The organism is Haloarcula salinisoli (genome assembly GCF_019599405.1).
In the GTDB taxonomy this organism is placed as follows: Archaea; Halobacteriota; Halobacteria; order Halobacteriales; family Haloarculaceae; genus Haloarcula; species Haloarcula salinisoli.
The window spans coordinates 226421-249885 of the sequence record NZ_RKLQ01000001.1; the positions used below are offsets into that span (position 1 = coordinate 226421).

Here is a 23465-nt window from a genome sequence, read left to right on the forward strand (position 1 = left end):
CCGGCTCCGTACCAGACCGGTGCAGGTAGTCACGCCGGCTGTGGCGGTCGCCCCTACAGCTCCTCGTCGGCGTCGAACTCCTCGGGCGAGCGGCCGGCTACGTCGATTACTTCGTCCGAGACTATCAACGGACAGTCCACCCGCAGGGCGATGGCGATACCGTCGGACGGGCGGGCGTCGAACACCATCTCTTTGCGCCGGTCCTCGAGGTACTGTTCGGTGTCTATCTTCGCGTAGAAGGTCCCGTCGGTGAGGTCGTCGATGCGCACACGGTCGATGGCCCCACCGAACTCCGCGACCATCTCGACCAGCAGGTCGTGGGTCAGCGGCCGTTCGAAGGGTTCGCCGTCGATGGCGAGTTGCATCGACTGGGCCTGGTCGGTGCTGACGAATATCGGGACGATCTCCTCGCGCGCACGCAAGAGTACCACCGGCGTCCCCGACCCTTCTTCGCTGACACCGACGCCGACCCCCTCGACCGTGGCCTCGTGTTCCATATAAATCTGCTTCGGCGTGTAGGTATGAAAAACTAGCCCGCTGTCGTTTTACCGGACGAGGGCGTGTGTCTCTTCTGTGACCGACGAGGGGTATCTGGTCGCCGTGAAACCGTCGGCGCGCCGTGTGAGCGCACGCGCCGGCCGGTGGGTCAACCGCGAGGGCCCCACTCGACTGTTCGACTCGAAGCCCCTGGCTCGGGAGTGGGCGCGGGCCTGCTCCAGTGCCGGCGCGACGGTGTGGGTCCAGGACGCCCCCGCCTGGGCCGCCGGCGACGCCGACGGCTACCTGGTCGGCCGCCGCTTTCGCGACGCGGGCGCCGAGCGGTCGGGCCAGCAGGCGACTATCACGGACCGGTAGGGGAACGCGATACTTTTGCCCCTGGCGGCCCCAGAGACGGTATGGACGACACCGCTGAGTCCGGCCTCGACCAGCCCACCGAGCGGACGACGGCGGACCTGCTGGAGGACGACGACGAGGGTCTCGTCGAGGGGATGAGCCGCAAGAAGGCCACGCTGTTCATCGCGCCCTTTGTCGCCATCGGTCTGTTCGACCTCGTCCTCCTGCTCGGGTGGGGGCTGGACCCGCTGTGGGGATTCATGATTTTGCCGCCGATTCTGTTCGTCAGCGTACTGGGCTGGATCGCGTTCAGAACCGGGTTCGCGAGCGATAGAACGTGACGTGACAATCGCACGAGCTGTGACGGTTCGCACGAATCGTGCGAACCGGTCACCTCGATAGCGACGTCAGTCCGTCAGCAGCTCGTCGACGGCGCCGCGCGCGGCCAGTGCCGCGTCGTCGGCGACCCGCTCCTCGTCGGCGCTCGCGTCGGGTGCCTTGACGTATATGTCCACGTCGAGCACCCGCTCTTCGAAGGTGACTGTCACGTCGTAGTCCTCGACCTCGCTCACGCTGAGCCGAGCAAAAATGACGTCTTCGGCCGCGTCGGCGGCCGTCTCTACGACCTCGTCGTCGGTCGCCATTGCCTTATGCGCCGGCGCCGGGGCCGCCTGCCGGGCCGCCACCGAGCATCTGCTGGAGCTCGCTCTGGAGCTCCTCGAACTGCTCCTGGACGCGCTCTTCCTGCTTTTCGAGGGTCTCGACGCGGACTTCGAGGTTGCTGACCTTCTCTTCGAGGTCCTCGCGGGCCTCGTCGAGGTCCGTCTTCACGAGCAGCTCGCCGACCTCTCGGTACATCGTGGTGTCGGCGTCGACGTCGTCGAGCTCGTCTAGTGCGGTCTCGGACTCCTGCAGCTCCGACTCGGCCGTCTGTTTCTGTGTCGCGACCTGCTGTGCGGTCTCCTGAAGGTCCTGCAGCTCCTCGAGCTTCTCCTGTGCTTCCGGCGGAAGGTTACCCTGCATACTCGCCCGGTCGGGGTCCGCACTGTTAAACCCACGCTTTCAGTTTCCCGGCCACGCAAAGCGCCCAGAACCCGATACCGTCACTGTGGCCCCGTTGCGGGCTGGTCAGCGTACTACTCCGCCACTTCGCCTACCGCCCGCTCGCTCACGGCTGTACGGAGTTCACTCCGCAATCTCCCCGACCGCCCGCTCGCGCAGCTCCCCGGTCAGGTGCATCCCATGTTGATCGATGCGCCGGACGATACGCTTTGCCTGGGTCGGGCTCAGGTATTTGTCTTCGATGGCGGCACGAACGACCACGCCGAAGCTGCTCGTGACTTCGGCGCCCAGTCCCTGCGCGGTGCGGCGGACGGTGCGGTCCTCGGAGACGACGGCGACGGCCGAGCGGTCCCGCTGGTCCCGGTGAGCCAGCACGCCCGCGAGTATCGTCTCCGCCGGGCCCACGTCTTTCGCCCCGAGGACGGCCCGCGCGCCGTCGAGGAACGCCTCGTCGACACCCGTCTCGACCCCGCTGTCGAGGTACTCTCCGAGGTTCGTTGCGGCCGGCTCGACGTCCACGGCGTCGGCGACCGGGGCCGGGACGACGACGTCGCCGTCGAACGCCGAAAGCAAGGCGAGTTCGCCCACCTGCCCCAGGCTGTACAGTGACGTTGGGCCGACGTAGATGCGTGTCATAGCTCGGCGGCGGTGTCGGCGTCGAGCTCCAGGTCCGACAGCTGGAGCTGTGTCGTCAGGTTCCGTTCGCGGGCCACGTCCAGCCACTCGGCGATAGAGCAGTCCGCTATCTGTGCGGCCTCGGCCGTGGAGACGTCCCCGGACTGGTACCGTTCGACGGCGACCCGCACGCGCAGCGTCTCCAGACCCTCGCCGAGGGCCTTCCGGATGGTCGTCGACCGGTCCTCCGAGAGCAGGTCGGCCACGTCGTCGAGCTCCGCCTTCTCTTCGTCGCCGAGTCGTGCGCTAATGGTCGGCATCGTATACGTACTAATATATCGTATACATACATCAATGTAGGGGGCGACCCACGACGGCCGCGCTGTGCCGAACCGTCAACGCTTACCCGTCGGGGGCTCCCATGCATCCCAATGAGCGACGACGCACGGGCGTTCGTGCCGGGCCACGTGACCGGCTTCTTCACCGTGGACCGGGGCGACGACCCGACGAAGACGGGCTCCCGCGGTGGCGGCATCGCGCTCTCGGACGGCGTCTCGGTGACGGTCGAACCAGCCACCGAGACGACGGTCGAACTCAATGGCGAGGCGGTCGAGATGGACGCCGTCGAGCGCGTCCTTTCGGCACTGCGGGCAGAGGCACACGTCTCCGCCGAGACGCCGCTCCCGCTGGGCGCCGGCTTCGGCGTCTCCGGAGCGATGGCCCTCGGAACGGCGCTGGCGACCAACGCCGCCCTCGACCGCGGGCTCTCGTACAACGAACTCGTCACCATCGCCCATGGTGCGGACGTACAGGCGGGCACCGGGCTCGGCGACGTGGTCGCGCAGGCGCGGGGCGGGGTCCCGCTGCGGCTGGAACCCGGCGGCCCCCAGTACAACTACGTCGACGCCGTCCCCGAGCGGGCCCGCGTGGAGTACTACACGCTGGGCGAACTGTCGACGCCGGACGTCGTCGGCGGCGACACCGAGGCCCTGACGACCGCCGGCGAGCGCGCGCTCTCGATGGTCGTCAAAGAACCGACGCTGCCGACGGTCATGCGGGCAGCCCGGCAGTTCTCCCGCGAGGCGGAACTGCTGACCGACGACGTGGAGGCGGTCGTCGCGGACGTCATCGAGGCCGACGGCGACGCCGCGATGGCGATGCTGGGCGAGACGGTGTTCGCGCTGGGGTCCGGGCTGACCGACGCCGGCTACGACGCCCGCTCGTGTGCGACCTACCCCGCGGGCGCGACGCTGGACAGCGAGGGGTGACCGACGGACGCCCGGTGAATCGCCACACCGGAACCGTGCTATCTCGTGACGCAGGTACGGAGGACTTTTCTACACGTACCAACAGTAGGAAGCATATGAGCGACGACGTCGACGTGCCAGAGAGTCACCCGCGGTACGAGTCACTGCTGACTCGCCACCGCATCGAGGCGGGAGTCGATATGGGAATCACCTCCCGACAGGGGCTTATCGCACAGGGACGGGGCGAAGCGTACGATTACCTGCTGGGCGAGGAGACCATCGACAGCGCCGACCGGGCCGAGCGGGCGGCCGCCGCGTACCTCCTCTCGGCGGAACACGCGGTCATCTCGGTCAACGGCAACGCCGCGGCGCTCGTTCCGGGTGAACTGGTCGAGCTGAGCGAGGTGACGGGGGCCGACCTCGAAGTGAACCTGTTCAACCGGACCGAGGAGCGCATCGAACGCATCGCCGAGTATCTCAAGCAGCACGGCGCCGAGGCGGTCAGGGGACTGACCGCCGACGGTCGGATTCCGGGGCTGGACCACGAGCGCGCGAAGGTCGACGCCGACGGCATCGGCGACGCCGACGTGGTGCTGGTTCCCCTAGAGGACGGCGACCGCGCCGAGGCGCTGGGCGAGATGGGCAAGACCGAACTCGTCGTCGACCTCAACCCCCTCTCGCGGTCGGCACAGGTCGCGACGGTCCCTATCGTCGACAACATCATCCGGGCTATTCCGGCCATCACCGAGCACGCGCGAGAGCTGCACGAGGACCGGGACGCACAGCGGACGGCCATCGACAGTTTCGACGCCAGTACGGCGCTTACCGACGCCGAAGCGGCGATTCGAGGGGGTGCCTGAGATGGGGCTGGCACCGTACATCTACACCGACCGCCGTCTCCCCGACGAGGAGACGGTCCGGGAGACGCTTTCCGGGCGGTCGCTGACGAAGTTTGGTGACGACGAACAGCTCGAACGCCTCCATCGGGTGTTCTACCCGGTCTTCCGCGTCGAGTACCGCTACGAGACCGACGAAGGGCAGTTGTTCGGGACGGAGGAGAAGACGGCCACGGCGCTACTGGACGGCTTATGGGAGGACAACGACGCCGAGCTGTCCCGGTACGCCGAGGGGACCGACGAGCTGGTCCGGCGGGCGACCAACGACTACGACTTCGGTGCCAACACGCCCAATCTCGGCCGGTCGGTCCTCATGCAGTTCCAGGTGCCGACCGACGAGGCCGAGTCACTGCTCCCGCGACGTATCGAGGAGTACCGCGAGCAGCGGGGCACCACTGCCAACGTCTTCCTGCGGAAGCTTCGGGAGTCGTACGGCCTCCCCGGTGATTTCGACCCCGAGGGGTTCGGCGGGGTCACCGGCATCGAACGCTGTTACCTCCCGTTCTGGCTCGCCGAGTTCCACTCGCCGCATTCGGACGACATCGCGCTGGTCTCCTTCCGCGACCCGGAGTCGTCGGCCGAGGAGATGCGCCAGCACGGCTGGCTCTCGGCCTTCGTCAGCGAGCAGCCCCGGCGGCTGGCCACGTTCGGCTACGAGGCCGACCCAGACCGCGTCGAGCGGGCGATTCGTGAGCGCATCGGGCAGACGGGCGGTGGCGCCGGTGGCAGCGGAGAGAGCACTTCCGGTGGCAGCGGTGGCGAGCCAACCGGCGAGGGCTCCTCGGGTGCCCCGACGGTCAACCGCCAGGGCGCGAGTGACGGCCAGTCCGACGGCGAACCCGAGGTCGTCCAGCCCGACGGCGTCGATATGGAGGCCGAGAGCGTCGTCGACCCGGACCCCGACCGAAGTTTCGCCGACGTCGGCGGGATGAGCGACCTGCTCGATACGCTCAACCACAAGGTCGTCCGCCCGCTGGCGGACCCCGATGCCTTCGAAGAGTACGGCATCGGCGTCGTCAACGGCGTCTTGCTGCACGGCCCGCCGGGCTGTGGGAAGACCCACGTCGCCGGCGCGCTGGCCGGCGAGGTCGACCACGCCTTCATCGAGGTCAGCCCCTCCGACGTGACGAGCAAGTACATGGGCGAACCGGCCCAGAAGGTCGAGGAGCTGTTCGCCATCGCGCGAGCGAACGCCCCCTGTGTGCTGTTCATCGACGAGATAGACGGTATCGCCGGCGACCGCGACGGCGACTCGAACATGAACTCCAGCGAGCAGCAGCTGGTGAACCAGCTCCTGACCGAACTGGAGGGCATCGCCGAGGAGGACGTCGTCGTCCTCGGTGCGACGAACCTCGTCGACGACGTCGACGGGGCCATCCGCCGGTCGGGCCGCTTCGACGAGCGCGTCGAGGTGCCCGAGCCCGACGCCGAGGCCCGCCGGTCGATTCTCAAGCTCCACCTGGCCGGCCGGCCCACCGCCGAGGACCTGGACCTCGAACCCGTCGTCGAGGCGACCGCGGGCTACGCCGCCAGCGATCTCGAACTGCTGGCCGAGAACGCCGCTCGGGCGGCGCTGCGGGAGGACGCCCCGATCGGGACCGACCACCTGCAGGCCGAAGCCGAGGAGTCCTCGACGAGCATCCCGGACTGGATAGACCCGGCCGACGCCGCCGAGGGCGGGGTCGTCCAGCCGGACGGCGTCGACCTGCAGGCGACGAACCTCGTCGAGCCCGAGCCCGGCCGCGATTTCACCTCCGTCGGCGGGATGGAGGAGCTGAAAGAGCGCCTCCAGAACACCGTCATCGAGCCGGTCCAGAACAGCGAGGCCTACGACGAGTACGGCATCGACGTGCTCTCTGGCCTCCTGCTCTACGGCCCGCCGGGCTGTGGGAAGACTCACCTCGCGGGCGCGCTGGCTGGTGAACTCGGCCACAGCTTCATCGAGGTGACGCCAGCGGACCTCTCCAGCAAGTGGATGGGCGAACCGGCCAGCAACGTCGCCGACCTGTTCGAAATCGCGCGGGCGAACGCACCGTGTATCCTCTTCATCGACGAGATAGACGGCGTCGCCGGCTCCCGGCGCGGGTCGACCAGCGACAACCAGCAACAGCTTGTCAACCAGCTCCTGACCGAGGTCGAGGGCGCCGCCGAACACGACGTCGTGACGGTGGGTGCGACCAACTTCGTCGAGGACGTCGACAGCGCGCTGCGCCGCTCGGGCCGCTTCGACGAGCGTGTGGAGGTGCCGCCGCCGGACGCGACAGCCCGCCGGCAGATTCTGGAGATTCACCTCTCGGACCGCCCCATCGCCGACGACATCGATTGGGACGCCGTTATCGAACCGACCGAGGGCTACGCCGCCAGCGACATCGAGCTGCTGGCCGAGGACGCCGCCCGCCACGCGCTGCGGGACGGCTCCGAGATACAGCAGCAACATCTGGAGACGGCGGTGTGGGAGACCCACTCCAGCATCGAGGACTGGGGCGAGGCCGACCGCTACGCGGAGAACGACCTCACGTCAGAACTGGGACGCTAGCCCCGCTTCGACGGCTGGCGACCGCGCGGCGACGCTCGCGACGACACCCGAACAAAACGCCGCGAGACCGGCTGCGCCCGCCACGTCGGTCCGCCCCCATTGCCCGTCGTCATCTGCTACCGTGAGCAGTACCGTGACGCTGATTGCACCCGAGAGAACGCCGTTGATGAGCGACTTCTGCCAGTGGTTCATACGAACACGTATGGGTGCTGACATCTAGTGCCTTGTGCCGGTCCCGCTGGCGACGCCCCGCTAGTAGTCTCCCAGCACACCCAGTTTCCGTGCCCGTCGCGTCGTGTACTGGAAGACCAGATAGCCGCCGCCCAGATAGCCGACCGCAGTGGCAAGCAGTAGCCCGAGGTCGGCGGGGGAAAACTCCCAGAGCCGCGTCCCGTCCAGCATCGCACGCTGGAGCAAGGCGCTGCCGTGGGCCAGCGGCAGCGCCCGCGTCCAGCCCAGTTCGAACACGGGCGCTGAGATGAGCACGATGAACCCGAACTGCAGGAGGTTCAGCCAGTTGCCGACCTGCTTGTACAGCACGGTGATTCCACCCGCGGCAAAGCCAAGCCCCAGCACCGAGACGATACTGAGCCCGGCGATAGTGACCACTGTGAAGACGTTCAGACTGAGTGTGGTGCCGGTGACGAGTATCATCACGAACAGGATGAACGTCGACGTGAGGAAGGTTCGGACGAGCTTCGCGACGCCTTTCAGCAGCGCGACGGGCGCGAAGCCAAAGGGCGTCATCACGTGTCGTTCCAGAGTCCCCCACTGGACCTCGCTCCCGATATCGTTCGAAATCGAGGAGTAGGCGCCGACCGAGAGCGTCCAGAGGAAGTAGCCGACAATGATGCCCTCGATGGAGTCGGTGAGCGCCCGGCCGGCGACCATCCGGCCGCCGTAGAACAGCAGGCCGAAGAAAAACAACGCGATGACGATGCCGCCGACGGCGTTGGCCGGATAGCGAACGAAGACGAGGTACTCACGGTAGAGGACGGCCCGGACGAGGTGATAATAACCCGCTGGGCGGGGCCCGTCGCCGTCGGACGAGCTCGCCGGTCCGTCGCCGCTGTGCGAACTCATCGTCTCCCCCCGGTAATCTCGACGAACACGTCTTCGAGGTCCGGTTCGACGGTCGTCACCTCTTCCAGTGTCACGTCGTGGTTCCGCAGGTGTGCCATCAGCGCGTAGAGGTCGTCGCTGTCGGCCCGCACCTCGAGGCGTGTGTCGGCCCCACGGCGCTCGATAGTCGTGACGGTGAACCGCTCGCGCAACGCCGCCGTCAGTGTCTCGTCGAAGTCACCGCTCGTCAACTGGACGGTGTGGGTGTCGTCGGTCCGGGCGAGCGCGTCGACGCTGTCGTCGGCCACAATCGACCCCTCCGAGACGATGACGACGCGGTCACACACCGTCTCGACGACGTCCATATCGTGGCTGCTGAGCACCACCGTGAGTTCCTCCTCGGTCGCGAGCCGCCGGAGTTCCCGCTGGAGGGTGCGAGAGCTCTCTACGTCCAGACCCAGCGTCGGTTCGTCCAGGAAGACGACGTCCGCGCCGCCGGCCAGCACGCTCGCGAGCGAGACCTTCTGTTTCATCCCCCGCGAGAGGTCACGGACCGCCACGTCGGCCTTCGCCGTGAGGTCCAGCCGCTCCAGCAGCCGGTCGTGGCGCGCCGCGACGGAGTCGGGGTCCACGCCGCTGATGGTCGCGAAGTACCGGAGGTTCTCCCGGACGGTGAGCCGCCAGTAGTCGTTTCGGGCCCCCTCGAGCATCGCGTCGACCTGCGCGTAGGCGGCCCGCGGGTCCGCACGCGTGTCGATGCCGCCGATATGGACGCTGCCTTCGTCGGGCAGTACCATCCCGAGAACGCACTTGATGAGCGTCGTCTTGCCGGCGCCGTTGGGCCCGAGAAGCCCGACGATGGAGCCCCGCTCGATGGCGACGGAGACGCCGTCGACGGCCGTCACCGCGTCCTCGCCCGTCCCGAAGGTCTTCCGGAGCCCGTCTACGGCGACGGCGGGGGGCTCCGTTTCGCCGTTCCCGTGTTCCTCGCGGGTCCCAGTGTCCGACCGTGCGGCCGAGTCGTCCGCAGCACCGTCCCGTACGACCCCGTCCTCTCGGGTTGTCATCGGCACGGCTAGGGCGCCGAGATGGATAAGCTACAGCCGCGCGCTACTTCGCGAAGTAGCTGGTGAACAGCCCGGAGAAAAAGCCCGAGATGCCGGCGGCCAGGGCCATATCGGAGAGGTCCCACGGACCGTCGTCGTCGTCGGCCATCCAGACCGTGATAGCGACGCTGATTACGAGCGAGACGACACCGTTGACGAGATGGTCTTTCCACTGACCCATGCCGACACGGTACGTGGTGGCCCCTATAGTCAGTTGTGCCGTCGAGAGGGTCTTCCGTGACAGTCCCGTACATCTGGTATGCCCCTCTCGGACCGCGAGCGGTCGAAGCTCGACTCGGGCGACGACACTGCGTTCTACGATAGCCCCCGGTTCGTGACCCACGCCGACGACCCCTTCCAGACGCGACTGACCGAGCTGTACGCCGACGTGCTCGAACCGGGCGACCGCGTCCTCGACGCGATGAGTAGCTGGGTGTCCCATCTCCCGACGTATTCCTTCGAGCGCGTCGTCGGCCACGGCCTCAACGAGGCCGAACTCGCCGAGAACGACCGGCTTGACGAGTGGTTCCTGCAGGATTTTAACCGCGACCAGTCGCTCCCGCTTGCCGAGGACAGTTGCGACGCGGTTCTGTGTGCGCTGTCGGTCCAGTATCTCCAGTATCCCGAGGCGGTCTTCTCGGAGTTCGCTCGCGTGCTCGCGCCGGCGGGTGTCCTCGTCGTGACCTTCACCAACCGGATGTTTCCTACGAAGGCGGTCCGGGCGTGGCGCACGGCGTCGATGGACGGCCGGGCCAGCCTCGTCGATTCGTACTGTCGGGCCGCGGGCCTCACCGTGACTGACGTGTACCGCGAACAGCCTGGACAGGACCCCTTCTACGCCGTCCTCGCGCGACAGGAGAGCTAAGGCGCCGGCTACCCGTCACAGCAGACGGTGTAGCGGACCTCGCTGTCGAGTAGCGACCCGATTCGCTCGGTCAGGGCGTCGACGGTCTCGAACGGCCCGAACTTGCTCACGGTGGCGCCGTCGGCCGCGAGTTCGAGCGTCCAGTGGTCGACGCCCGCCGGGCCGTCCCGGCGATGGACGACGAGCCGGCGGTCCGGGAGGGCGACTGTCACCTGGTCCGTCGAGTCCTCACTGAGGGCCCACTCGACGCCGTCACCGAGACGCTCCGCCACCGTCGTTTCGATTCGAGCGGTGAGGTCTCCGTCGGCCGTCGCGCCATCCGTCATACCCCGACTCGGCGCTCGCAGGGGGAAAACGTCACGGTGGGATGCCTTCTTGTCCGCCGGGCCCCTCAGTCCAGCTAATGCCCGTCTATCCCTCGGTCCGCGACCACGCCGTTTCCCTGTGCGAGCGGGCCGGCTACGACGTGACGGTCCGGCCCGAACGGAGCCTCGACGGCCCGCCGGCGCTGGCCGAGCCGACCGCCGACGCCGTGGGGCTCGTCGAGCCCAGCGACCCCCGTCCCGTCGCCATCGAACCGCTGACGGAGGCCGATATCGGCCCCGCGGGGCTGGTCCCGCGCTTTGCCGACGCCCTCCGCGAGGACCGCGACTGCCTCTTCGTCGTCCCCTCCACCGAGGATACCGGGACGACGCTGACCCAGGTCGTCGCCACGGTGCTTGGCGAGCCGGCCTGTGTCGCCGCCGACGAGCCCGACGGTCGGCAGTTCTACAAGGGCCCCGACCGGGTGCCCCTGTCGGACGGCAGCTACGCCTGCGCCCGCGCCCCGGCGTCGGACCTCCAGTGGCGCGAGGTCCGCGTCGACGAGGGGCGGCCGCGGCTGGAGCTCTCCGTCGGCACCGAAATCGTCGCCGTCTTCGAGCACGTCGACGCGCTCGCCGCGCCGGAACGGCACGCCTTCCAGTACGCCTATCGGCGGGCCGACGACGGCCGCTTCGAGGTGACCGAGGGCGACGAGGTCGTCGAGCGGTTCCCCGGCCCGACGGCGATGCGCCGGGGCGGCTACGCGCCGGTCCCGATGCCGCTCGTCCCGGAACACCTCCTGCCCGAGGATGCGGACCGCTCCCGGTGGGCCGTCTGCCAGCCCGACGGCGGCGCGGATATCCTGACCGAAGCCGGGCTGGTCGCCTGGGCATAGGATACTACCGAACGAGCGGAGACCTGCCGACTACGTCGAGTCGGTCGGTGTCCAGCTCTCGACGACGCTGTATATCTCGATGCGGTCTTGCTCGTCGAGATGGCGCGCTTGGACGCGGTCGTAGACCTGTGCCTGATTGAAATCCTCGCGGTCGACGTCATCTTTGATACAGCCGTAGGAACCGCTATCGAGCTGTTCGCTACAAAATCTGGCCAGGTATGCGACTTCGTGGTACTCGCGGTGGAGTGTCTCGTGGAACGACTCCGAGACGGTCGGCGCTTTCGGGTTGTCGACGTACTCCTCCCACCGGTCGGCGACGGAGCCCTGTCTGCCCCCATTTTCGTCGTCACGGGCGGCAACCAGGACATCTTCGAACTCTTCGTTCGGTTCCTGCTGTCCCTGGATATGTTTCAAATAGATATACCCTCGGTGGCCACGGAGCGAGCTACAGCCAGCGAGTCCGATAGCACCCAGAGCAAGGCTGGAGAGGAGTGTTCTTCTGTGGGACATAGGGGTTGTTTTTCCGACACTTCTTATATCCTTTCTGCCTTCGTAATTTAGCGGACAACGAACTGGCCGAACTTCGAATCCTTCGGCTTCACGCCCGCCGTCTCGTGCCGTCGTTCGAGACACCGGCCAGTCCTGACACCAAAACGACTTTCTACCACGCTCGAATACCACTAGGTGATATGGAGGACTTTGACCAGTTCAGCGACGTCGGCGAGGCACAGGTGACCCGCGCAATCGGCCAGGAGTGGACCGAGGAGTTCATGGACTACTCCGATACGGAGGTCATCATCATCGGCGGTGGCCCCTCCGGCCTGATGGCCGCGAAGGAGCTCTCCGAGCGCGGTGTCGAAGTGATGGTCGTCGAGAAGAACAACTACCTCGGGGGCGGCTTCTGGCTCGGCGGCTTCCTGATGAACAAGGTCACCGTGCGCGACCCGGCTCAGGAGATTCTGGCGGACCTCGACGTGGACTACCTCCAGTCCGAGGAGAGCGAGGGCCTCTACGTCGCCAACGGACCCGAGGCCTGTTCGGGTCTCATCAAGGCTGCCTGTGACGCCGGTGCGAAGATGCAGAACATGACCGAGTTCACTGACATCGTCATCCGCGACGACCACCGCGTCGGCGGCATCGTGATGAACTGGACGCCGGTCCACGCGCTGCCCCGGGAAATCACCTGTGTCGACCCCATCGCCGTCGAGTCCGACATCGTCATCGACGCGACGGGCCACGACGCGATGGCGGTCAAGAAGCTCGACGAGCGGGGCGTCCTCGAGGGCGAGGGCCCCGAAGCTGGCGACACCGGGATGGACCAGACCGGTGGCGACACCTACGGCGCACCGGGCCACGACTCGCCGGGCCACGACTCGATGTGGGTCGGCGAGAGCGAGGACGCCGTCGTCGAACACACCGGGAAGGTCCACGACGGCCTCATCGCGACCGGCATGGCGACGGCGACCACCCACGGCCTCCCGCGCATGGGCCCGACCTTCGGCGCCATGCTCGTCTCCGGGAAGAAGGCCGCCCAGGCCGCACTGGACGAGTTGCAGGTCGACGCGCCCGACGTGACGCTGTCGACGAGTGGTCCGGCGCCCGCTGACGACTAGAGAGATGTCGAACGGAGTGAGACATCTCTTACAAGTCGAGCGGGCGTAGCCCGCGAGACGAGCGAGGTTCTGACCGCAGGGAAGAACCTCGACAAAGCGCAGCGGGGAGAGCGATGCGCGATGCGCATCGCCAGCGAGCGGTGAAACCGCGAGCGTAGCGACCCGCGAGCAGCGGGACGTCGACCGAAGGGAGAAATCTCGTTTCAGTCGAACGGCGCTTTGCACCGTGAGACGAGCGAGACCTCTCGGTAACCGCGAACGGCGAGCGTAGCGACCAGCCAGCAGAGAGACTTCTTGCTTCCTTCGAAGCCTCCGACAGTCGAACGGAGTGACCCAGTGAGAACCCTCGTTCGAGTCGACTGCGGTCCCAGCTTTCCGCCGGGCGCTGCCCTGGAAGCCATTATTTCTATTGAAACACTTATATCACGATAATACATACACATTTCCGACTCAGACGGAAATAGATGTATGATTACCACACTATGCCGAACGAAACCGAACAGACGACCGACCATGATTCGGGCGGTGACACCGGCGGCCTCGAAGTCTCACTCTGGGTCAGGCGGCCGGTGTGTGGGCCGCGGACGACGGTCATCGACCGGCTGAGCGCGTTGCGGACGGCCGGTGCGCTCGACGATTTCTCGGTGACGGCCTGGCCGGAAGAGATCGCTCTGACCGGCGACGACACGCAAGACGACCTGCTCGAGACGATTGCAGGCTTCGAGGACTGGGCCGCCGACCGCGGGCTGAGCCTGCGGCCGCCCTTCGAGACGCGGACGACCTCGCTGCTGGTCGGGGACAGCGAGGACGTGCTGCGGACGCCGATGCTGCTCGCGGCCGCCTACGAGGACGGCGACCTCGTGGGTATCTACCCCTGTACGGACGGGACGAAAACCTGGACGATTCCGGCGTTCCTCGACGCGCTGGAGGCCGACGAGAAACGGACCCCGACAGGCGCGGGCACCGACGCGGTGCTGCCGGCGACGGAACGACCGACGAGCTAGTCCTCCGACGCGGAGACGATGACACTCACGGTTCCGTCAGTGGCCCGAAGGTCGGCTGCGTTCGCGAATTCGGCGTCACCGAACACGACTGCGACGGTCGTGTCGTCGAGCGCCCGGTAGTTGAACGCTGCGTCGCTGTTCTGCCTGCGGGTGTACGTGTAGTCCAGGAGCGCATCTTCGAGTTCGTCGGTCTCGGTCTCGTTGTCCCAGCGCATGACCCAGACCCATCCGTAGCGGCTGTCGTTCGTGGCGTGCTGGAAGGCGAGGAGCCGGTCGTTGCCCCAGCCGGCCGCCGCGGCGGCCGCCCGCTCGCGGTCGAGTTCCGTATCCAGCGTGGCGCGCGTGCTCATCTCACCGAGGGTGTCGTTCCGGACGAACTCCCAGCTGCTCCGGTCGGCCGTCTGGTGCCGGACTGTAAGGTTCGCCGGCGGCTCCTCGCTCGGCGTCTCGTTGTGGATGACCTGTTCGGTCGTCCGCGGCGCGTTCTCGTAGGCTGCCGAGAGGTTCGCGGGGTCGTCGATGCGGTACTCGACGTACTGGCTCCCGAAGACGTAGGGCGCCAGCGCCGATCGGTAGGTCGCGGAGCCGTTGCGGTACAGCCCGCGGGCGTAGGCGGTGTTGCTCTGGATGTCCAGATACCGCTCGGTGTAGGCGTCGGCGACGAAGACGGCGCCGCCCTCGACGAGGGTTCGTCGGGTCAGCAGCAGGTCGGTGGTCGGCCGCGGCCCATCCAGGCGCCCCTGCCACGGGAACATGGTGGTCCGTTGCTGGACGAGGTGGGCGTACTCGTGGGCGAGGACCCGCTCGGTCTTGGCCGCTGACCCATCACCCGGATGGACGTAGACGGCGCCCTGCAGCGTGACGCCGGTCGGCTCGCTCCAGTCCGCCGAGACGTTCTCGAAGCCAAGCGCCCGGTTCAGCGGGAGGGCACCGACCTGCTGGACGCTTCCCCGCCACTCGCTGAGGTTCCGCACACGGACTGGCCACGGGTCGACGTCGGTGCCGGTCACTGCTTCGACCCGGTTGAACGTCAGCGTCGCGTTGACCGGCAAGGTTCCGTTCTCGACGGTGACGGCGTCGTCGACTGTCACCGATGCCGGCCCAGTGGGGGTGGGAGACGCCGTCGGGCTCTCGTTCGATGGCGATGCCGTGGTGGTGTCCGACTCGCCAAGCGGGACGCCGGCACATCCTGCGAGGACGAGGAGCGTGACGACCGCCAGGGTCGGGACGAGCTCGCCGGTGGACATACGATAACAGACTGACAGATGATACAAAGCGGTTACTATCCGGTGTCATCGGGCACGGTACCGGACACCAGTCCCAGGTAGCCGCCCCCGAAGGTCTCGTAGCGCCGGTCGACCGTGCGCTCGGTGAGTCGCCGCCGGGCCGCCGCCACGCGAGCCTCGAAGGCGTCGGCGTGGGAGCCGCCGGAGAGCCGCGTGCCTGGACTCGATAGCCGGACGAATCCCTCGAAGGCGAGGTTCAGGGGTGCGCCCAGTACGGCGTCGCTGCGCTGGAAGTTCAGCAGCGCGACCCGTCCGCCCGGAACCACGCAGTCACACCAGGCGTCCACCGCGGCCGCGGGGTCTGGGAAGATGCCGGCCACGAACGCCCCCAGCACGGCGTCGACGCGCCGCACCGGCGGTCGGGTGGCGTCGGCCCGGAGGTAGTCCACGCCGGCGCCGGTCCGCTCGGGATGGCGCCGCGCCGTCCGTAGCATCTCGGCGGTGATGTCGAGCCCGACGACCCGGCCGCCGGGGCCGACCCGCTCGCGTAGCTCGGGGACGTTCGCACCGGTTCCCACCCCCATCTCGACGACAGTGTCGCCCGGCGCGAGGTCGAGAGCGTCGACGGCGCCGCCTCGCCAGGAGCGCAGTCCGGGGAGCCTGGCGACGCGGTCGTAGACGGTCGCCCACCGCTCGTAGAACTCCCCGCTCGTCGGCGCTCTCACAGGACGTCGCGAGCCCACTCGGCGACGGTCACGGCGTCCGGACCGAGCAGGTAGACCACCGGCTCGACGCCCATCCCGCCGGTCTGATAGACGACGTCGGCCTCGGGGTCGTCTGCGAGCGCGTCGGCGATGGCCGGTTCGACGGCTACCTCCGCGTCGAACTCGACGGCGGTGTGGCCCGCCCCGACGAGTGACTCGACGACGGACTCGTCGTAGCGGACGTTCAGGCCCGCCACGGCCGGACTGCCCGCCGCACGCGCCGCCAGGACGACGGACGCGACGTGTTCGCTCACGCCGAACTCCGGCTCGGCCGGGATGGTGGCCCGCCCCTTCACGTCGAGAATCCGGCCCGGCACGGCCGCCACGTCGTCGATGCCGTCGCCGTCGGGCAGGGTCTGCACGAGGTTCGAGCCGACCGCCGGGATGAGCGTCGCGAAGCCGCTCGTGTTCTCGAGCACTCTGAGCCCGCGCCGGACCGCGGACAGGGTCCGCTCTGCGGCCCGAAGCTGGGAGTCGGGGTCGTGGACCGCGAACTCGCCGTCGTAGTCCGCCAGTTCAGGAACGGCCTCCTCGTGGAGGCGGGCGAGCACACCGCCCTGTTCGAGTTCGCGGACGAACACCTCCGTCTCGACGAGCGCCTGGACGGAGCTCATCTCCCCGCTTGCCAGCCCCTCGGCGATGCGTTCGACCAGCTCGGCCAGTCCGCGGTGGTCGAGCAACCGCTCGTTGCGCTCGACCTCGCCGTGGACGTACTTCGAGACCGCGCTCTGGCTGATGCCAAGCAGCTCCGCGACCGCCGACTGGGTGAGCCCCCGCTCGCGAAGCGCCTCGGCCAGCAGCGAGCGGTACGTCGGCAGGAACTCGTCGACGACGACCTCCTCGATGAAGCGCATGCTACCGACCACTCCCGTCGCTCATTGGTCCCCCCCAAACTCTCTATCACCCTGTATCTTGCTCGCCTGCGGCCCGGACTGGTCCTGGTACTTCGAGCCCCGTTCGGCGCCGTACGGGCGGTCGGCGGGCGTCTTCAACTCCGTGAAAGTGAGCTGGGAGATGCGCATCCCGGGTGTGAGCGCGACCGGTGCGGTCCCCAGGTTGGAGAGTTCCAGCGTTATCTGGCCCTTGTACCCGGGGTCACACAGTCCCGCAGTGGCGTGGACGACGATGGCGAGGCGGCCAAGCGAGGAGCGACCCTCGACGTGGGCGATGAGGTCGGCGGGAATCTCGACGCGCTCGTGGGTGGTCCCCAGCACGAAGTCGCCGGGGTGGAGGATATACTCGCCGTCCTCGTCGATTTCGGTCAGTTCGACGTACTCGTCGACCTCGGCCTCGGCGTTGGGGTGGATACAGGGGATGTTGGCGTGCTGGAACTCCAGGAACTCACGGCCCAGCCGCAGGTCGACGCTGGCGGGCTGAATCTGGATGTCGGGGTCGTCGAGGGGCTCGACGACGAGGTCGCCCTCTTCGAGCCGGCGGAGGATGTCCGCATCGGAGAGTATCATTACCCGACGTAGCGGCGTGGGGGACCTAAAGTATCCTGTCTCGAAGTGGACCTGCGGGCCGCCCATTTCGGAGTGACCGAGACACTGCCGAGTTTCATTCACACGACAAAACTTATTATATAAGAGACACGCGGCTCGAATATGGACCGACGAGGCTTCTTTTCGGCGGCCGTAGCACTTATATCGACCGGCACCGCCGGGTGCCTCCGCCTGTCAGCCGAGGAAACGGCGACGGAGACACCCACTGGCGAGACGGACGTGGCGCCGACAGACGCAGCGTCGCCCACGGGCACACCGACGGACACAGAGACGCCGACAGAGACGGAGACGCCGGCGGAAACCGAGACGCCGGCGGAAACCGAGACGCCGACGGACGCGGAGACGCCGACGGAAACCGAGACGCCGACAGGGACCCAGCTACAGTACGAGGGCGACATCCTCACGCTAGACAACGCCCCTTGGCAGGAGATTCAGGGGACCACTGACCGAGAGCCCAGCGCCGAACTCGATGTCGAGATAGACAGTGAGACGCCGAGTGACCCCTTCGTCAAGCGGGCGGCCCCGGTGGTCGCCGTCGACGGGACCTTTTCGGCCCGCGTCGACATGTCGGATACGGAAGAGGGGTCGGAGTTCACCGTTCGCGTCCGGGTAGACCCCGACGACGACGAGACGCTGACCGAGGCCCCCGGTCGCGTCGTCTAGGCTGTCACGTTCTGTTGCAGAGCTTTCTGCTGGGCTTGCCTCGATTACCGTCGTCATCGATTTCGGTCTCTTCGAAGTACTCGTCGACCCCGTTTTCGCTGTTGGGGTGGATACAGGGGATATTGGCGTGTTGGAACTCCTCACCGTGACAGTGGCGCGAGACCGCCCCTCGACTATCCAGTCCGCGGGGTATGTTTCCGTGAAATTAAAAGAAAATAAACGTTTTAATTTAAGAAATATATTAATAGGTGCATTTTTATAATATGTTGATAGTTAGATGGTATGCAACGAAGAACGGTCCTCAGCGGCACGGCGGCCTCAATAACTGCGATACTTGCGGGCTGTTCCGGCGATACCAGCAGCGGTGATGGTAATAGCAACGGTGGTAACGGCGGTTCGACTCCCGAGCCACACGAAATCGGCGATACATTCACCGTCGGCAACGGCGACCAGACGGTGGAGTACATCGTCGAGTCGGCCACGGCGTACAACGAGATTGGCGGCCAGTACTCCAGTGAGGAGGCCAGCGGGGTGTTTGCTGTCCTCGTGTTGAAAATGACCAACCAGACCGACGAGACGGTGGACATCTCGTCGAACCATCTCAAGATGGTCAATGAGGAGGAACAGCAATTCGATGCTGACGCAGGGGCTGGCGTGTACGTTGACTCTGATCCTCGTATCGATGCCGAATCGATATCGTTCGAACAGTTGAATCCAGGCCTCAGTGTTTCAGGTGCCGTCGTTTTCGACCTCAACCCGGGAGCGACGTATCAATTGCTCGTCGAACCAATCGGATACTTCTCGGACGCGTCGAGCCAACGCGTGAATATTGGAACTCTCGAGGAGTAAATTGGCTGAGGCCGGGTAGATAGTGACTTTCACTTCAGCGTGGTACACCCGGAAGACACATTGAGTGGTCGTGTAGAGTTATTTTTCCTCTCGTCGGCACGACGGCAACACCGATAGCAACAGTGTGAACGCCAAGGGATCAGACAGCCCACAAAGTTGATATCGAGCGTCTCAGTCCGTGCCCATCCGGTAAGTGCCCTGTGGTACGTGCAACCGCGGCGGGACTCCGACGGGGGTTTATGTACCGGTCGCTATGGTGGGAGTATGAAGCAGGCCATCGTCGCGCGGGCCGACATCGGTATGGGCGAGGGGAAACTCGCCGCCCAGGTCGCCCACGCATCGCTGTCGGCCTACGAGGACACCGGTCGGCAGGTCCGCAAGTCCTGGAAGGGCTCGGGCCAGAAGAAGGTCGTCCTCAAGGCGAACGGTGAGTCCGAGCTGTTCGAACTCGCCGACGCGGCCGAACGCGCTGGCCTGCCACATGCCGTCGTCAGAGACGCCGGCCACACGCAACTCGAACCCGGCACCGTCACCGCACTCGCGGTGGGACCGGGGAAAGAGGACGTGGTCGACCGAATCACTGGCGACCTCTCGCTGTACTGAGGGCAGCGAGCGCCGAAGTAATTATATACCAGAAACACTAACCTCAGGTGAACAACAGAGTACACCACAATGCAAGGAAACGAACAGCAGGCCTACGACCGCGGGATAACCATCTTCTCCCCGGACGGACGCCTCTACCAGGTCGAGTACGCACGCGAGGCAGTCAAACGCGGTACCGCGAGCGTCGGCGTCCGCACCGCCGACGGCGTGGTGCTGGCAGCCGACCGCCACGCCCGGTCGCCGCTCATCGAGCGCGATAGCATCGAGAAGATCCACGAGATCGACGACCACGTCGGCGTCGCGAGCGCCGGCCACGTCGCCGACGCCCGCCAGCTCATCGACGTGGCGCGCCGACAGGCCCAGGTCAACCGCCTGCGCTACGACGAGCCTGCAAGCGTCGAGTCGCTGACCAAGGAGGTCACCGACTACATCCAGCAGTACACCCAGACGGGCGGCGCGCGCCCGTTCGGCGTCGCGCTGCTGGTCGCCGGTATCGAGGACGGCGAGCCCCGCCTCTTCGAAACCGACCCCTCCGGGACGCCCTACGAGTGGCAGGCCGTCGCCATCGGCGGCTCCCGCGAGGACATCCAGACGTACCTCGAAGACGAGTACACCGAGGAGATGGACCTCGAAGGCGGCGTCGAGCTCGCACTCCGGGCCCTGGCCTCGGTCAACGAGGACGGGCTCGACGCGACCGGCGTCGACATCGCGACTATCGACGTCGAGCACCAGCAGTTCAGCAAGCTCGACGAGGACGACATCGCCGAGCGGCTGAGCGAGTTCGAACTCGGAGGTGACGAATAATGTACGACCCAGAGAACCGTCTCACCGACGCCTACGAGCCCGAAGTCGGCACCATCCCATCCGACGCCGAGGGGCGTGACGAGGAGAACGTAACCAAGACCGGGACGACCACGGTCGGTATCTCGACCGAGGACGGCGTCGTCATCGCGACGGACCGACGCGCCTCGCTGGGCGGCCGGTTCGTCTCGAACAAGTCGGTCACCAAAGTCGAGCAGATTCACCCGACTGCGGCCATGACGCTGGTCGGCAGCGTCGGCGGCGCCCAGTCCTTTATCCGCTCGCTGCGCTCGGAAGCGAACCTCTATGAAGTCCGCCGTGACGAGCCACTCAGCATCCACGCGCTGGCGACGCTCGCGGGCAACTTCGCCCGGGGCGGCCCGTTCTTCGCCATCAACCCCATCATCGGCGGGGTCGACGAGGAGGGCAGCCACGTCTACAGTGTCGACCCGGCCGGCGGCGTCCTGCAGGACGAGTATACGGTTACGGGCTCCGGGACGATGGTCGCGACCGGGACTATCGAGGGCAACTACGACCCCGAGATGAGCATCGAGGAGGCCCGTGGCCTGGCCATCCGCGCCGTCCAGGCTGCGGCCGAACGTGACACCGGTTCCGGCAACGGAATCGTCCTCGCCGAGATCACCGACGAGGGCGTCGACATCGACCGCTTCGACGACTACGAGTCGGCCGAATAGCGGCCTTTTCGTTCGCTTTCCTCGCGCTATCGCGGTACCTCTACCCAGCCGGATATCCACGCGTCGTCGACCTCCGGGAGATGTGCGACTCTGATACCGCTGAACTCCTCTATCTCGACGTCGGAGTCCTCCCACCAGTCGGTCGGTCCGCCCTCGTCGGGTGCTGTTCGGTCGTGCTGTGTTCCGTCGTGGTCGACCACGTGAGGCCACCTGTCGGCAGTCGACGCGGCGCCGTTCTCGTTATCGTCCGCCTACGGGCCGGTTAGGGACCGACTCTATATTCGGCTATACAGCTCCATAGCGACCGGAGCGGTCTATTTGATGGATATAAGTGCCGGGCCCAACTGGTTTCGCACGATGGCAGCCGACCAGGCCGACGAGGCGGTCGACCCCCTCGACTCGTTCCGGCAGTTCTTCGCGCTGGAACGGGACGTGCTGGTCCTCTCACTGTCGATGCTGGCTTTCTCCCTGTCGTTCCAGATGACCAGTCGCTACCTCCCGGAGTATATGCGTGTCCTGGGTGCGAGTGCCGGCGTCATCGGGCTGTACGGCAGCGTCGGCAACCTCATCAGCGCCGTCTACCCCTATCCAGGGGGTGCAGTCTCGGACCGGCTTGGCTCTCGCTTTGCCCTGACCGCCTTCGGCGTCCTCGCGACGGTGGGATTTGCCGTCTGGTATCTCGCCGCCGCCGTCGGCTCGCTCACCGTTGGCCCGGTGACCCTGCCCGCCTGGACGTTCGTCTTCGTCGGGCTCTTTCTGGCACAGGCCTGGAAGTCGTTCGGCCTGGGCGCGACCTTCGCCATCGTCAAGCAGGCCGTCCCACCCGACCGGCTGGCGATGGGTTTCGCGAGTACCGAAGTGTTCCGCCGGCTGGGCTTTCTCTTTGGTCCGCTTATCGCCGCGGCGCTGCTCGCCGCGACGGCGACGTTCGTCGGCGGTTTCCAGGCGGTGCTGCTCGTGGCTATCGCCTTCGGTGCGGTCGCGACGGTCGCCCAGCACTACCTCTACGATGCGAGCGAGGACACGCTCGGCAAGTCCTTCGAGGGCGTCAGCCAGGTACTCACGGACCTGCGGGAGCTTCCGGCCCCCTTGCGACCCCTGCTGGTCGCGGACACCCTCGTGCGCTTCGCCAACGGGATGGTGTACGTCTTCTTCGTCATCGTCGTCACTGAGTTCCTCGCTGTGGGCTTTTCGGGTTTCGGGCTCTCTCTGCGACCCGACGCCTTCTTCGGCATCCTGCTCGGGGTGGAGATGGTCGTCGCCATCCTCTCGATGGCGCCCGTCTCGAAGCTCGCGGAGTACGCCGGGCTCAAACCCGCCGTCACGCTGGGTTTTTCGGTGTATGCGCTCTTTCCCCTCCTCCTCATCTTCGCGCCGGCGAACCAGTGGGTCCTCCTCCTGCTGTTTGCCTACTCCGGGCTTCGGTTCGCTGGGCTGCCAGCACACAAGGCGCTCATCGTCGGGCCCGCCCAGCGTGACGCCGGCGGCCGCGTCACCGGGAGCTACTACCTCGTGCGGAACACGCTCGTGATTCCCAGCGCCGCCCTGGGCGGGTGGCTCTACGGGGCCGAGTGGGCAGTCGAGGTCGGTGGCTCGACGCTGCAGGCCGGCCCGCGACTGGCCTTCGCCACTGCGACCGCTATCGGCGTCCTCGGTGTCGCGTACTTCGTCGTCTTCGGGCAGGAGTTCGAACCGTACGAATGACTGCCCGTATTTTCGGTTGCTCTGGGTCGGCGACTACACCGATGCAGTCGCACAGCCTACCATGGTGCTTATGGTCTGTGTCTCGGCAGTGCCCTCTGGACCGACGAAGATGCTCGTGGTGGCATCGTTGCAGTCGAACCGCGATATCGTGACGGTCGTCTCCACGCCGCTCGCGGTGACGGTGACCTCGTAGCGGGCCGGTTCGGCGAGTTCTAGCTGGCAGATACCACCCGCCGGAAACGACAGCTCCTCCTCGACGGCCGGCCGGTCGGCAGTCCGGTCGCGGACCCGCACGGTCATGGTCTGTGACGCGTCGGCCTGGTTCTCGACGACGACGTACCGCGGTTCGATGTCCGTCGGTCGAGCGACTGGATTGCCGACGACGTAGGTGACGAACGGGCTGGCGTCGGGTTCGAGCCCCTGGACAGCTGTCCACTCCGGCTCCCCACCGTCACGCCGCGTGGCGTCGGTCACCGGCGGGCGCGGCGTCGGTGTGATCTCGGTGTCAGTGGGTGCCGGCTCCGTGTTTGTCGGTGTCGAGTCGCCGGGAGCGCCGACACAGCCGCTGAGTCCGAGCGCGAGGAGGGCCAGGTATCGGCGGCGGTCCATATCGGTCGATT

Annotated in this window: 32 protein-coding genes and 1 pseudogene; 15 read left to right on the forward strand and 18 right to left on the reverse strand. The window is 66.7% G+C overall.

Features of this window, described 5'->3' with window-relative positions:
- Positions 1 to 53: 53 nt before the first annotated feature.
- Positions 54 to 497: a bifunctional nuclease family protein gene (locus EGD98_RS01150; protein WP_220586513.1), complete on the reverse strand. Its 444-nt coding sequence runs from the start codon at positions 495 to 497 to the stop codon at positions 54 to 56.
- Between the two features lie 76 nt (positions 498 to 573).
- Here EGD98_RS01150 and EGD98_RS01155 point away from each other — a divergent pair, with 76 nt between their 5' ends.
- On the forward strand, positions 574 to 855 hold the full coding sequence (locus EGD98_RS01155) for a DUF8081 domain-containing protein (protein ID WP_220586514.1): 282 nt from the start codon (positions 574 to 576) through the stop codon (positions 853 to 855).
- Positions 856 to 896: 41 nt separating this feature from the next.
- Positions 897 to 1175, forward strand: a complete 279-nt coding sequence (locus EGD98_RS01160; protein WP_220586515.1) for a DUF8142 family protein — start codon at positions 897 to 899, stop codon at positions 1173 to 1175.
- A gap of 66 nt (positions 1176 to 1241) precedes the next feature.
- Here EGD98_RS01160 and EGD98_RS01165 read toward each other — a convergent pair whose 3' ends face one another.
- The 4 genes from EGD98_RS01165 to EGD98_RS01180 all read right to left on the reverse strand — a co-directional run bounded on the left by EGD98_RS01165 (position 1242) and on the right by EGD98_RS01180 (position 2831).
- Positions 1242 to 1478, reverse strand: a complete 237-nt coding sequence (locus EGD98_RS01165) for a DUF3194 domain-containing protein (protein WP_220586516.1) — start codon at positions 1476 to 1478, stop codon at positions 1242 to 1244.
- A 4-nt stretch (positions 1479 to 1482) separates the two neighbouring features.
- On the reverse strand, positions 1483 to 1857 hold the full coding sequence (locus EGD98_RS01170; RefSeq protein WP_220586517.1) for a prefoldin subunit beta: 375 nt from the start codon (positions 1855 to 1857) through the stop codon (positions 1483 to 1485).
- Positions 1858 to 2019: 162 nt separating this feature from the next.
- Positions 2020 to 2532: a PIN domain-containing protein gene (locus EGD98_RS01175; protein WP_220586518.1), complete on the reverse strand. Its 513-nt coding sequence runs from the start codon at positions 2530 to 2532 to the stop codon at positions 2020 to 2022.
- Positions 2529 to 2831 (reverse strand): UPF0175 family protein, encoded by a 303-nt coding sequence (locus EGD98_RS01180; protein WP_220586519.1) that lies wholly within the window; start codon positions 2829 to 2831, stop codon positions 2529 to 2531. Before EGD98_RS01180 ends, EGD98_RS01175 begins: the two co-directional genes overlap by 4 nt.
- Positions 2832 to 2942: 111 nt before the next feature.
- On the opposite strand from EGD98_RS01180, the gene EGD98_RS01185 reads away from it, so the two are divergent.
- From EGD98_RS01185 to EGD98_RS01195, 3 genes are all read left to right on the forward strand, one after another.
- A complete protein-coding gene (locus tag EGD98_RS01185) occupies positions 2943 to 3779 on the forward strand; it encodes a pantoate kinase (RefSeq protein WP_220586520.1) in 837 nt (278 codons plus the stop codon).
- Between the two features lie 95 nt (positions 3780 to 3874).
- Entirely contained in the window at positions 3875 to 4618 is a 744-nt protein-coding gene (locus EGD98_RS01190) for a 4-phosphopantoate--beta-alanine ligase (protein WP_220586521.1), read from the forward strand.
- A gap of 1 nt (position 4619) precedes the next feature.
- Positions 4620 to 7190 carry an AAA family ATPase gene (locus tag EGD98_RS01195; protein ID WP_220586522.1) on the forward strand — a complete coding sequence of 857 codons (2571 nt, stop codon included), beginning with the start codon at positions 4620 to 4622 and terminating at the stop codon, positions 7188 to 7190.
- On the opposite strand, the gene EGD98_RS01200 is transcribed toward EGD98_RS01195, so the two are convergent.
- The 4 genes from EGD98_RS01200 to EGD98_RS01215 are packed head-to-tail and all read right to left on the reverse strand — an operon-like array spanning position 7173 to position 9539.
- On the reverse strand, positions 7173 to 7382 hold the full coding sequence (locus EGD98_RS01200) for a hypothetical protein (protein WP_220586523.1): 210 nt from the start codon (positions 7380 to 7382) through the stop codon (positions 7173 to 7175). The two genes, EGD98_RS01195 and EGD98_RS01200, sit on opposite strands and share 18 nt — an antisense overlap.
- Positions 7383 to 7442: 60 nt before the next feature.
- On the reverse strand, positions 7443 to 8273 hold the full coding sequence (locus tag EGD98_RS01205) for an ABC transporter permease (protein ID WP_220586524.1): 831 nt from the start codon (positions 8271 to 8273) through the stop codon (positions 7443 to 7445).
- Positions 8270 to 9319 carry an ABC transporter ATP-binding protein gene (locus EGD98_RS01210; protein ID WP_220586525.1) on the reverse strand — a complete coding sequence of 350 codons (1050 nt, stop codon included), beginning with the start codon at positions 9317 to 9319 and terminating at the stop codon, positions 8270 to 8272. The genes EGD98_RS01205 and EGD98_RS01210 overlap by 4 nt, the downstream gene beginning before the upstream one ends.
- A 43-nt stretch (positions 9320 to 9362) precedes the next feature.
- Entirely contained in the window at positions 9363 to 9539 is a 177-nt protein-coding gene (locus EGD98_RS01215; RefSeq protein WP_220586526.1) for a hypothetical protein, read from the reverse strand.
- Positions 9540 to 9617: 78 nt separating this feature from the next.
- Between EGD98_RS01215 and EGD98_RS01220 the strand changes: the two genes are divergently transcribed.
- On the forward strand, positions 9618 to 10223 hold the full coding sequence (locus tag EGD98_RS01220; protein ID WP_220586527.1) for a class I SAM-dependent methyltransferase: 606 nt from the start codon (positions 9618 to 9620) through the stop codon (positions 10221 to 10223).
- Positions 10224 to 10231: 8 nt separating this feature from the next.
- Here the strand turns inward: EGD98_RS01220 and EGD98_RS01225 are convergent, their stop codons facing one another.
- Complete coding sequence (locus EGD98_RS01225; RefSeq protein ID WP_220586528.1) at positions 10232 to 10549, reverse strand: hypothetical protein; 318 nt, start codon at positions 10547 to 10549, stop codon at positions 10232 to 10234.
- A gap of 77 nt (positions 10550 to 10626) precedes the next feature.
- On the opposite strand from EGD98_RS01225, the gene EGD98_RS01230 reads away from it, so the two are divergent.
- Positions 10627 to 11421, forward strand: a complete 795-nt coding sequence (locus tag EGD98_RS01230) for a hypothetical protein (RefSeq protein ID WP_220586529.1) — start codon at positions 10627 to 10629, stop codon at positions 11419 to 11421.
- A 30-nt stretch (positions 11422 to 11451) separates the two neighbouring features.
- On the opposite strand, the gene EGD98_RS01235 is transcribed toward EGD98_RS01230, so the two are convergent.
- Positions 11452 to 11931 carry a hypothetical protein gene (locus EGD98_RS01235; protein WP_220586530.1) on the reverse strand — a complete coding sequence of 160 codons (480 nt, stop codon included), beginning with the start codon at positions 11929 to 11931 and terminating at the stop codon, positions 11452 to 11454.
- A 179-nt stretch (positions 11932 to 12110) separates the two neighbouring features.
- Between EGD98_RS01235 and EGD98_RS01240 the strand changes: the two genes are divergently transcribed.
- Both EGD98_RS01240 and EGD98_RS01245 read left to right on the forward strand, forming a co-directional pair.
- Complete coding sequence (locus tag EGD98_RS01240; protein WP_220586531.1) at positions 12111 to 13034, forward strand: sulfide-dependent adenosine diphosphate thiazole synthase; 924 nt, start codon at positions 12111 to 12113, stop codon at positions 13032 to 13034.
- Between the two features lie 482 nt (positions 13035 to 13516).
- Positions 13517 to 14038 (forward strand): HTH domain-containing protein, encoded by a 522-nt coding sequence (locus tag EGD98_RS01245; protein ID WP_236039212.1) that lies wholly within the window; start codon positions 13517 to 13519, stop codon positions 14036 to 14038.
- Here the strand turns inward: EGD98_RS01245 and EGD98_RS01250 are convergent.
- The 4 genes from EGD98_RS01250 to dcd are packed head-to-tail and all read right to left on the reverse strand — an operon-like array spanning position 14035 to position 17491.
- Positions 14035 to 15285 carry a hypothetical protein gene (locus EGD98_RS01250; protein WP_220586532.1) on the reverse strand — a complete coding sequence of 417 codons (1251 nt, stop codon included), beginning with the start codon at positions 15283 to 15285 and terminating at the stop codon, positions 14035 to 14037. The genes EGD98_RS01245 and EGD98_RS01250 overlap by 4 nt on opposite strands.
- A gap of 35 nt (positions 15286 to 15320) precedes the next feature.
- Positions 15321 to 15989: a class I SAM-dependent methyltransferase gene (locus tag EGD98_RS01255; protein WP_220586533.1), complete on the reverse strand. Its 669-nt coding sequence runs from the start codon at positions 15987 to 15989 to the stop codon at positions 15321 to 15323.
- Entirely contained in the window at positions 15986 to 16882 is an 897-nt protein-coding gene (locus EGD98_RS01260) for a thiamine-phosphate synthase family protein (protein ID WP_220586534.1), read from the reverse strand. Before EGD98_RS01260 ends, EGD98_RS01255 begins: the two co-directional genes overlap by 4 nt.
- A gap of 21 nt (positions 16883 to 16903) precedes the next feature.
- Positions 16904 to 17491 (reverse strand): dCTP deaminase, encoded by a 588-nt coding sequence (gene dcd / locus EGD98_RS01265; protein ID WP_220586535.1) that lies wholly within the window; start codon positions 17489 to 17491, stop codon positions 16904 to 16906.
- A 141-nt stretch (positions 17492 to 17632) separates the two neighbouring features.
- Between dcd and EGD98_RS01270 the strand changes: the two genes are divergently transcribed.
- Positions 17633 to 18193 carry a BGTF surface domain-containing protein gene (locus tag EGD98_RS01270; RefSeq protein ID WP_220586536.1) on the forward strand — a complete coding sequence of 187 codons (561 nt, stop codon included), beginning with the start codon at positions 17633 to 17635 and terminating at the stop codon, positions 18191 to 18193.
- Between the two features lie 46 nt (positions 18194 to 18239).
- On the opposite strand, the pseudogene EGD98_RS01275 reads toward EGD98_RS01270, so the two are convergent.
- Positions 18240 to 18332: pseudogene (locus tag EGD98_RS01275) on the reverse strand (dCTP deaminase); the annotation flags it as partial.
- A 143-nt stretch (positions 18333 to 18475) separates the two neighbouring features.
- Between EGD98_RS01275 and EGD98_RS01280 the strand changes: the two are divergent.
- The 4 genes from EGD98_RS01280 to psmB all read left to right on the forward strand — a co-directional run bounded on the left by EGD98_RS01280 (position 18476) and on the right by psmB (position 21141).
- The gene (locus tag EGD98_RS01280) at positions 18476 to 19042 is read left to right on the forward strand and encodes a DUF4352 domain-containing protein (RefSeq protein WP_220586537.1); all 567 of its coding nucleotides are present in this window, start codon (positions 18476 to 18478) and stop codon (positions 19040 to 19042) included.
- A 264-nt stretch (positions 19043 to 19306) separates the two neighbouring features.
- Positions 19307 to 19645 carry a peptidyl-tRNA hydrolase Pth2 gene (pth2, locus tag EGD98_RS01285; RefSeq protein ID WP_220586538.1) on the forward strand — a complete coding sequence of 113 codons (339 nt, stop codon included), beginning with the start codon at positions 19307 to 19309 and terminating at the stop codon, positions 19643 to 19645.
- 69 nt (positions 19646 to 19714) lie between these two features.
- Positions 19715 to 20449: an archaeal proteasome endopeptidase complex subunit alpha gene (gene psmA, locus EGD98_RS01290; protein ID WP_220586539.1), complete on the forward strand. Its 735-nt coding sequence runs from the start codon at positions 19715 to 19717 to the stop codon at positions 20447 to 20449.
- Positions 20449 to 21141: an archaeal proteasome endopeptidase complex subunit beta gene (gene psmB / locus EGD98_RS01295; protein ID WP_220586540.1), complete on the forward strand. Its 693-nt coding sequence runs from the start codon at positions 20449 to 20451 to the stop codon at positions 21139 to 21141. Before psmA ends, psmB begins: the two co-directional genes overlap by 1 nt.
- A 26-nt stretch (positions 21142 to 21167) precedes the next feature.
- Here the strand turns inward: psmB and EGD98_RS01300 are convergent, their stop codons facing one another.
- Positions 21168 to 21341 (reverse strand): hypothetical protein, encoded by a 174-nt coding sequence (locus EGD98_RS01300; protein ID WP_220586541.1) that lies wholly within the window; start codon positions 21339 to 21341, stop codon positions 21168 to 21170.
- A 157-nt stretch (positions 21342 to 21498) separates the two neighbouring features.
- On the opposite strand from EGD98_RS01300, the gene EGD98_RS01305 reads away from it, so the two are divergent.
- Complete coding sequence (locus tag EGD98_RS01305) at positions 21499 to 22845, forward strand: MFS transporter (protein ID WP_220586542.1); 1347 nt, start codon at positions 21499 to 21501, stop codon at positions 22843 to 22845.
- A 33-nt stretch (positions 22846 to 22878) separates the two neighbouring features.
- On the opposite strand, the gene EGD98_RS01310 is transcribed toward EGD98_RS01305, so the two are convergent.
- Positions 22879 to 23454, reverse strand: a complete 576-nt coding sequence (locus EGD98_RS01310) for an Ig-like domain-containing protein (RefSeq protein ID WP_220586543.1) — start codon at positions 23452 to 23454, stop codon at positions 22879 to 22881.
- Positions 23455 to 23465 lie beyond the last annotated feature (11 nt).